Raw genomic sequence first — 7,826 nt, 5'->3', positions numbered from 1 at the left:
GCTCTGGACCCCGGCCTTCGCCGGGGAACAGCTACATGTTCGAAAGGGACAGTCACCGATCAAGTCCGGGGTGACGAGGTTAGGTAAGCGGGGTCCATGCTTCACTTTCAGGCAGCGGCGCAAAGATCGCGTCGATCCAGTCGTCGGTGACGGCTTCGGGGGTCGGCGGATCCCATTTTGGACTGTTATCCTTGTCGATAATCAGCGCGCGGACGCCCTCGAGGAAATCGTGCATCTGGACGACGCGGCTGCCGATCGCATATTCCTGCGTCATCTGCGCCGCAAAGTCGTGCATCTCGCCGCCTTCCTTGAGCTGGCGCAGCGCGACCTTGCACGTCTGCGGCGATTTGGTGCGCAGTGCTCCCAGTTCCTTTTCGGTCCACTCGCCGCCGTCGGCGTCGAGCGCGGCGATGATATCCTCATAGACATCGCTCGCGAACAGCCGGTTGATCTTGTCGATATGCTGAGTAACCGGCGCGGGCGGCGCGGTGACCGACAGCTCACCCAAAATGCCGCCGATGCGGTCGGGGTGCGCAGCGATGCGCTCCTTCGTCTCGGGGAGCTTTTCGGATGGCAGATAATGGGTTGCGAGGCCGAGCGCGAGACATTCGGCGCCGTCGAGCCGCGCGCCGGTGAGCGCAAGAAAGGCGCCAACGCGGCCTTCCAATCGCGGCAAATACCAGCCGCCGCCGACGTCGGGGAACAGGCCGATCCCCGTTTCGGGCATCGCGAAGCGTGTATGTTCGGTCGCGACGCGATATTTCGCCGGCTGCGAAATGCCGACCCCGCCGCCCATCGTGATCCCGTCCATGAAGGCAACGACGGGCTTCGCATAGGTGAAGAGCAAATGGTTGAGGCGATATTCGGTGTGAAAGAAGGCACGCGCCTCTTTCCCGTCCTTCACTCCGCTTTCCGCCAGCATGCGGATGTCGCCGCCGGCGCAGAAACCACGGCCTTCGCTATGGTCGATGATGACGGCTTCGACCGCATCGTCCTCGCGCCATGTGATGAGCGCATCGATCATCGCGTCGCACATCGCGAGATTGAGCGCGTGGATCGCCTTGGGGCGGTTGAGCGACAGCCGGCCGGCGCGGCCGTCAATACTGATCAGGACATCCTCGGTCATTGGCGCAGCAGGTCCCTTCCGACGATCATCCGCATCACCTGGTTGGTGCCTTCGAGGATCGAATGGACGCGCAGGTCGCGCCAGAAACGTTCGATCGGATAGTCTTTCAGATAGCCATAGCCGCCGAACAATTGCAGCGCGTCGTCGACGATCTTGCTGCCGTTGTCGGTCGCGAGCCGCTTGGCCATAGCCGAGAAGCGCGACTTGTCGGGCGCGTTCGCGGTGACCTTCGCCGCCGCCATATAGAGCAGCGCCCGCGCGGCTTCGAGGTCGGTCGCCATGTCGGCGAGCATGAACTGGGTGTTCTGGAAATCGGCGATCGGCGACCCGAACTGCTGGCGATCCTTGGTGTAAGCGACCGCCTCGTCGAGACAGCGTTGCGCGCCGCCGAGCGAGCAGGCGCCGATGTTGAGCCGCCCGCCGTCGAGTCCCGCCATCGCAAAGCGGAAACCGTCACCCTCGGCGCCGACGCGATTTTCGACCGGTACATGCACGTTGTCGAAGATCACCTGCGCGGTCGGCGAGGCGTTCCAGCCGAGCTTGCGCTCCTTGGCGCCGAAGCTGACGCCCGGCATGTCCTTTTCGATGACGAGGCAGGAAATGCCCTTCGGCCCCGGCGCGCCGGTGCGGACCATCGTCACATAGATGTCGTTGACCCCGGCGCCCGAAATGAATTGCTTGGTGCCGTTGACGACATAATGGTCGCCCTCGAGTTTTGCTGTGGTCTTGAGCGCCGCGGCGTCAGACCCCGAACCGGGCTCGGTCAGGCAATAGCTCGCGATCGTGTCCATCGTGACAAGGTCGGGCAAGAATTTCGCCTTCACCTCGGCATTGCCGAAGGTGTCGATCATCCAGCTCGACATATTGTGGATCGAGATGAAGGCGCTTGTCGCGGGGCAACCATAGGACATCGCCTCCATGATCAGCGCGGCTTCCAATCGGCCAAGCCCGATGCCGCCCGCTTCCTCGCTCACGTAAATCGCGGCGAAGCCGAGTTCGGCAGCCTGCTTGATCACGTCGCGCGGAAAATGCTGCTTCTCGTCCCATTCGGCCGCGTGCGGCGTGATCGCATCGGCGGTGAATTTGCGCGCCATGTCCTGGATCGCAAGCTGGTCGTCGGTAAGCTGGAATTGATCGGTCATGTCTGTGTCTCGATGATGGCTTCGGCTTCGATTTCGACTTTCCACTCGGGGCGGATCAGTGCGGGTATGACAAGCATCGTCGATGCCGGGCGAATATCCCCGAACACCGTGCCGTGCGCGCGGCCGACAAGATCGGCGTCGGCGGCATCGGTGATGTACATGCGCGTGCGCACCACATCGGCGGGGCTGCCGCCGAGCGCCGCGAGCGCGTCCAAAATGATCGTCAGGCAGCGCGCCGCTTGGACGCCCGCGTCGCCGACGGTCGAAGACCCGTCGGCCTCGATCGGCGCGCAGCCCGCGACGTCGATCCGGTCGCCCACCCGAACCGCCCGGCTATAGCCATAGATCGGTTCGAACGGGGATGCCGAGCTATGGTTGCGGCGACCGGAGTCAACCACAGCTGATCCGCTCGATCTTCATCGCATCGTCATAAGAGACGGTCAGCCGGTCGGGGCGGAAGTCCATGGTGACCGCGGTGCGCGGCGGCACCCAGCGCAGCGTCGTCGCGCCGCTGCCCTTGAGCAGCTGGCCGCCGACCTCGCCGGTCGCGGTCTGGCCGACGAGCGACTGCACGCTATCGGCGTTGCACACGGCTTCGGTAGGCGGCGTGGGGGTCGATTCGACGGGCGGCCGCTCTTGCGTACAAGCGGCGAGCGGCAGAACGGCTGCAATTGCTAAAAGGCGAATATCCATCTTTCGTCTCCCTTTCCTATCCTTCAAGTGCAGCGCGTATAGCGCATCGGACCCGCGGCGGCACCCTCGCCCTCGTCGCGGCGGATCAGCACTTTGCCGCCATCGGCGAGGTCGAGCTGCATCCGGCGATCCCATTCGACGCCCTCGCCGCTGAATTTATAATCTGCGACGATGCGACCGGCGCCACTCTCGCGAACGCGCGCCAGCTCGCCGTGCGATTCGTAGAAGCGCAGGTTCGTCCCATCGATCGTCAGCGCGGTGAGGTCGCTACCCTTCTTCGCCTTGCAATCGGCGACCTTGAGCGCCCAGCGGCCGCGGATCGCGGGCGGGATCGTCTTGCCGTCAGACGCGGTTGCGGGTTCGGGCTTCGCGGCCGTTTCTTCGGTCGCATCGGGCATGTCCGCATCGACCTTCGCCTCGGGCGTTTCGCCGGGCGCGGGGCGCGCGGCCTTTTGCAGCGGCGAGATCGCCGCGCTGTCTTCGGGCTGGGACTTGTCCTCGCCGCCGCTGCACGCGGCGAGCAGCAGCAAACTGGCGGGAAGCATCAGGCGGGTCATCGACAATCTCCTTCGAAATGAGAATGCCCAGTGCGGCGCGCAGGTTTCATTCGCCATCCCCTTGGCCGAGCACCTTCGCGCGAAACACCGCGGTCGCGAGATCGGTCTGGTTGTAGCGATACCAGCGCGGCGCGGGGATGCCGGCAGCCCAAGCCAGCGCTTCGGTGAGTGTGCCGTTCGCGACGGTGGTGTCGGGCATTTCCTTGCCGATCGGGTCGGCATAAGCGGTGTCGGCGCTGACGACGGTCCAGCCGGCCTTGCGCAATGCACGAACGAGGCCGCCGATATAGAGCGCGGCCAAGTCGGTTTCGTGGAGCAACAGCATCTGCACCGGCTGGCGGCCGGTCGTCTTCTGCATCATCGCGCCGGCGAAACCGGCTGCCTCGACATGCCATGTCACATAGAGGTCGCCGAGCGCCTTGCCGTCGATCGCCTTCCCCGCCTGCACCGCCTCGCGGGTCAGGCTTTCGAGGTGCCAGTCGGACGATTCGGCGGTGACATAGCCGTTGCGGAGGCCGCGTGCGGCGAGCCCGGCGCGCAAGGCGTCGCGCTTCGCCTTGTCCTTTCCGCCCTCGTCGAGGAAGGGAAAGCGGAACCAGGGGCGATAGCCGGGGCGGCCCTTGAGCCAGACCTCGGCCGCGTCGATGTCGGCGAGATAGGCGTCGGCGGTCATCGCGCTCAGATGCGGATGGCTGTTGCTGTGGTTGGCGATGACATGGCCCGCGCCGACATAGGCGGCGATACGCTCTTCGCCGCCGACGCCATCGCCGTGCCCGATCGCGCTGGGGTTGACGAAGAAGACCGCCTGCGGGGCCTTGGCCTTTTCCAGCTCGGCGATGATGTGCTTCGTCCGCTCATCGGGCGTGAAGAAAGCGCCGCGAGCGCGTGGGGCGTCGTCGAAGCTGAGCGCGATCCGCTTCTGCGCATGCGCGGGCATCGCGCCGAGCAGGAGGAGGATCGCGAGCCAGAGCCTCATTCGGCGGCCGCCACGATCTCGATCTCGACCAGCCAATCGCTTTCGAGCGTCTGGGCGACGATCGCGGTGGTCGGGATGCGCCGTGTACCGAGCGCCTTGAGCCGGGCGGCGGCATTAGCCTCCGCATAGCTTGCATCGCGCAAATAGCTGGTCAGCCGGACGATATTGGCAGTGCTCATATCGGCGCTGGCCAGGATCGCGCGGAGATTGTTCCACACGCAATCAAGCTGTTCCTCCAGCGTGGCGGGCGCGGAGAAATCAGGTCTCAAACCCATCGTGCCGCTCACGAACAGCAGCCGCCCCGCCCCGCGAACCTCCATCGCATGCACCCAATCGCCGCCGGTCGCGTATACGCCCTCGGTCGGATTATGGGGGATCATCTCCATCCGGGTCAGCCCATCGTCGGGATGACGAAGGCGTTACCCCCTTCGGACGAACCGTCGGGCCAGCGCTGGGTGATCGTCTTGACCTTGGTCCAGAATTTCACGCCTTCCATGCCGTGCTGGTTGGTGTCGCCGAATGCCGAGCGTTTCCAGCCGCCGAAGCTGTGATAGGCGACGGGCACCGGGATCGGCACGTTGATGCCGACCATGCCGACATTGACGCGCGCCGCGAATTCGCGCGCGGCGTGGCCGTTGCGCGTGAAGATCGCGACGCCATTGCCGTACTGGTGCTTCGACGGCAGTTCGAGCGCGGTTTCGAAATCGGGGGCGCGGACGATCTGCAGCACGGGGCCGAAGATTTCTTCCTTGTACGATTCCATGTCGGTGGTGACATGGTCGAACAAAGTCGGGCCGATGAAGAAGCCCTTCTCATGCCCCTGCAGGCTGAAGCCGCGGCCATCGACGACGAGCTCGGCGCCTTCGTCGGCGCATTTCTGGATCCAGCCTTCGACCTTTTCCTTGTGCGCCTGCGTCACGACGGGGCCGTAATGCGCCTCGGCATCGGTCGACACGCCGACGCGCAGCGCCGCGATCGCGGGGATCAGTTTCTCGCGCAGGCGATTCGCGGTGTCTTCGCCGACGGGGACGACGACCGGCAGCGCCATGCAGCGCTCGCCCGCCGAGCCGAAGGCCGCGCCGGTCAGATCATTGACGACCTGGTCGAGATCGGCGTCGGGCATGACGATGCCATGGTTCTTCGCGCCGCCCATCGCTTGAACGCGCTTGCCGTTGGCGACGCCGCGATTGTAGACATAATGCGCGATATCCGACGAGCCGACGAAGCTGACCGCGCCGATATCGGGATGGTCGAGGATCGCATCGACCATTTCCTTGTCGCCGTGAACGACCTGGCAGATGCCTTCGGGCAGGCCCGCTTCGAGGAACAGCTCGGCGAAGCGCACGGGGACCGACGGATCGCGCTCGCTCGGCTTGATGATGAAGGCGTTGCCGGTGGCGATCGCGACGCCGCTCATCCACAGCGGGATCATCGCGGGGAAGTTGAACGGCGTGATGCCCGCCCCGATGCCGATCGGCTGGCGCATCGAATAAACGTCGATGCCGGGCCCGGCGCCTTGGGTATATTCGCCCTTGAGCACATGCGGGATGCCGCAGCAGAATTCGATGACTTCGAGCCCGCGCTGGATGTCGCCCTTCGAATCGGCGATCACCTTGCCATGTTCGCTCGACAGCATGTGCGCGAGGCTGTCCATATTCGCTTCGACGAGGCGCTTGAACTCGAACATCACGCGCGCGCGTCGCTGCGGGTTCGTCGCGGCCCAGGCGGGCTGCGCCTTCTTCGCCGCGGCGACCGCGCGGTCGAGCAACGCCGCGTCGCCGAGCGCGACCTGCGCCTGGACGCCGCCGCTGTTGGGGTCGAAGACGTCGCCTTGGCGGGCGCTGCCGCCGGCACCGCCGACGATGTGATGGTCGATCTGTCGCATGTCCGAGTCTCCCGTAAAATCTTGCGGCTGCCACAGACCAGTTACGGTGCGATTGCAAGGGATAGACTTGCAGGGCGATACTGCATATTTGCAGGTCATGGATTGGGATAGGCTGCAATATTTCCTGTTCGTCGCGCGTCACGGCACCCTCGCGCGCGCCAGCGCGGCGTTGGCGGTCGATGCGACGACGGTGAGCCGACGCGTAAGCGCCTTGGAAGCTGCGCTTGGCCAGACACTCTTCGAACGCGCGCCAACGGGTTTCGTTCTGACCGCGGCCGGCCGGGCGCTCGTCCCGCACGCCGAAGCGATGGCGGCGGCGGCGGCGCGCATCCATATGGCCCCCGGCGGCGGGTCGGCACTGTCGGGGCAGTTGCGGGTGAGCGTGTCCGAAGGGTTCGGCAACAGCTTTATCGCGCCGCGCCTTGCGACCTTCGTCGCGGCGCATCCCGAGCTTGAGATCGACCTTGTCGCCTCGTCGGGCTTCCTCAACCCATCGCGGCGCGAGGCCGATATGGCGGTGCTGCTGGCGCGGCCGCGCAAGGGCCCGCTGATCACGCGCAAGCTGTCGGATTACAGCCTTGGCATTTATGCGCCCGCCGGCCGGCCCGACTGGCAGGAGGCGGTCGCGGCCGCGCCGCTGTCGCGCACGGGGATTCCGGTGATCGGTTATATGCCCGACATCCTCTACGCCCCCGAACTCGATTATCTGGGCGAGATCGAGCCGGGGCTGCGCGCGACCGTCCGCTCCTCGTCGATCCTTGCGCAGCGGCGGATGATCGCGGGCGGCGCGGGGGTCGGCGTGCTCCCCTGCTTCCTCGCGGCGGGCGATCCCGGACTGGTGCGCGTGCGGCCCGAGCAGACGGTGGCGCGCGCCTTCTGGCTCGCGCTCCACCGCGACGTCGCGCCGCAGCCGCGCATCCGCGCCTTTATCGACTGGCTCGACGCCGAAGTGCGCGAGAGCCGGGGGTTGCTGGTTCCGGCCTAGGTCGGACGCCAGTCGGAGCCGATCAGGCCGCCATCGCCGAACAGGCGTTCCATCGCGTCCGTACCGGCCGCAGCCTCGCGCAGCTTGTCGGCGAGCGGGTCGTCGATCGGATGGTCGCTACGCAGGAAGGCGATCCATGCGGCGATCGCCGCTTCGAGCGAGGGACAGCGCTGCCCGCGCGCCTGATGCCAAGCGAGCGTTTCGAGCCAGCGTTGCGGGATTTTCTGGCTACCATCCGTCGCGATCTGGATCAGCCGGTGGTTCAGCGCGGGGTTGGCGAAACGGTCGAGCAGGGCCGCGGCATAGGCAGTGAGGTCCTGCCCAGGTGCGGCGTGGATCGTCGGGACGGCTTCCTCGCGCATCAGCCGCTCGATCACTGGCCGGATCGCCGGGTCGGCGATAGCCTGATGGACAAACGCGTGCCCTGCCCCAAGTCCGATATAGGCGAGCGCCGAATGCGCG

At 65.8% G+C, this 7,826-nt stretch carries 9 protein-coding genes and 1 pseudogene; 1 reads left to right on the top strand and 9 read right to left on the bottom strand.

The window, feature by feature from the left end:
- Positions 1 to 79: 79 nt before the first annotated feature.
- The 8 genes from ACREBX_RS14400 to ACREBX_RS14365 are packed head-to-tail and all read right to left on the bottom strand — an operon-like array spanning position 80 to position 6,379.
- Positions 80 to 1,126 carry an enoyl-CoA hydratase/isomerase family protein gene (locus ACREBX_RS14400; RefSeq protein ID WP_431562435.1) on the bottom strand — a complete coding sequence of 349 codons (1,047 nt, stop codon included), beginning with the start codon at positions 1,124 to 1,126 and terminating at the stop codon, positions 80 to 82.
- Entirely contained in the window at positions 1,123 to 2,268 is a 1,146-nt protein-coding gene (locus tag ACREBX_RS14395; RefSeq protein ID WP_431562434.1) for an acyl-CoA dehydrogenase family protein, read from the bottom strand. The genes ACREBX_RS14400 and ACREBX_RS14395 overlap by 4 nt, the downstream gene beginning before the upstream one ends.
- Positions 2,265 to 2,666, bottom strand: coding sequence for a RidA family protein (locus ACREBX_RS14390; RefSeq protein ID WP_431562433.1), 402 nt, complete (start codon positions 2,664 to 2,666; stop codon positions 2,265 to 2,267). Before ACREBX_RS14390 ends, ACREBX_RS14395 begins: the two co-directional genes overlap by 4 nt.
- Positions 2,659 to 2,961 (bottom strand): I78 family peptidase inhibitor, encoded by a 303-nt coding sequence (locus tag ACREBX_RS14385; RefSeq protein WP_431562432.1) that lies wholly within the window; start codon positions 2,959 to 2,961, stop codon positions 2,659 to 2,661. Before ACREBX_RS14385 ends, ACREBX_RS14390 begins: the two co-directional genes overlap by 8 nt.
- Before the next feature lie 23 nt (positions 2,962 to 2,984).
- Positions 2,985 to 3,518, bottom strand: a complete 534-nt coding sequence (locus ACREBX_RS14380; RefSeq protein WP_431562431.1) for a hypothetical protein — start codon at positions 3,516 to 3,518, stop codon at positions 2,985 to 2,987.
- Positions 3,519 to 3,564: 46 nt separating this feature from the next.
- Positions 3,565 to 4,494, bottom strand: a complete 930-nt coding sequence (locus tag ACREBX_RS14375) for a polysaccharide deacetylase family protein (protein WP_431562430.1) — start codon at positions 4,492 to 4,494, stop codon at positions 3,565 to 3,567.
- Complete coding sequence (locus ACREBX_RS14370) at positions 4,491 to 4,880, bottom strand: RidA family protein (RefSeq protein ID WP_431562429.1); 390 nt, start codon at positions 4,878 to 4,880, stop codon at positions 4,491 to 4,493. The genes ACREBX_RS14375 and ACREBX_RS14370 overlap by 4 nt, the downstream gene beginning before the upstream one ends.
- A 5-nt stretch (positions 4,881 to 4,885) precedes the next feature.
- Positions 4,886 to 6,379, bottom strand: coding sequence for a CoA-acylating methylmalonate-semialdehyde dehydrogenase (locus ACREBX_RS14365; RefSeq protein WP_431562428.1), 1,494 nt, complete (start codon positions 6,377 to 6,379; stop codon positions 4,886 to 4,888).
- Between the two features lie 97 nt (positions 6,380 to 6,476).
- Between ACREBX_RS14365 and ACREBX_RS14360 the strand changes: the two genes are divergently transcribed.
- Entirely contained in the window at positions 6,477 to 7,364 is an 888-nt protein-coding gene (locus ACREBX_RS14360) for a LysR family transcriptional regulator (RefSeq protein ID WP_431562427.1), read from the top strand.
- Here the strand turns inward: ACREBX_RS14360 and ACREBX_RS14355 are convergent.
- Positions 7,361 to 7,826, bottom strand: a pseudogene (locus tag ACREBX_RS14355) (mannitol dehydrogenase family protein); the annotation flags it as partial. The gene ACREBX_RS14360 and the pseudogene ACREBX_RS14355 sit on opposite strands and share 4 nt — an antisense overlap.

This window comes from Sphingopyxis sp. (assembly GCF_050725655.1).
Classification (GTDB): Bacteria; Pseudomonadota; Alphaproteobacteria; order Sphingomonadales; family Sphingomonadaceae; genus Sphingopyxis.
Note: the sequence above shows the minus strand (reverse complement) of the source record. Positions and strands in the feature narration are given on the sequence as shown.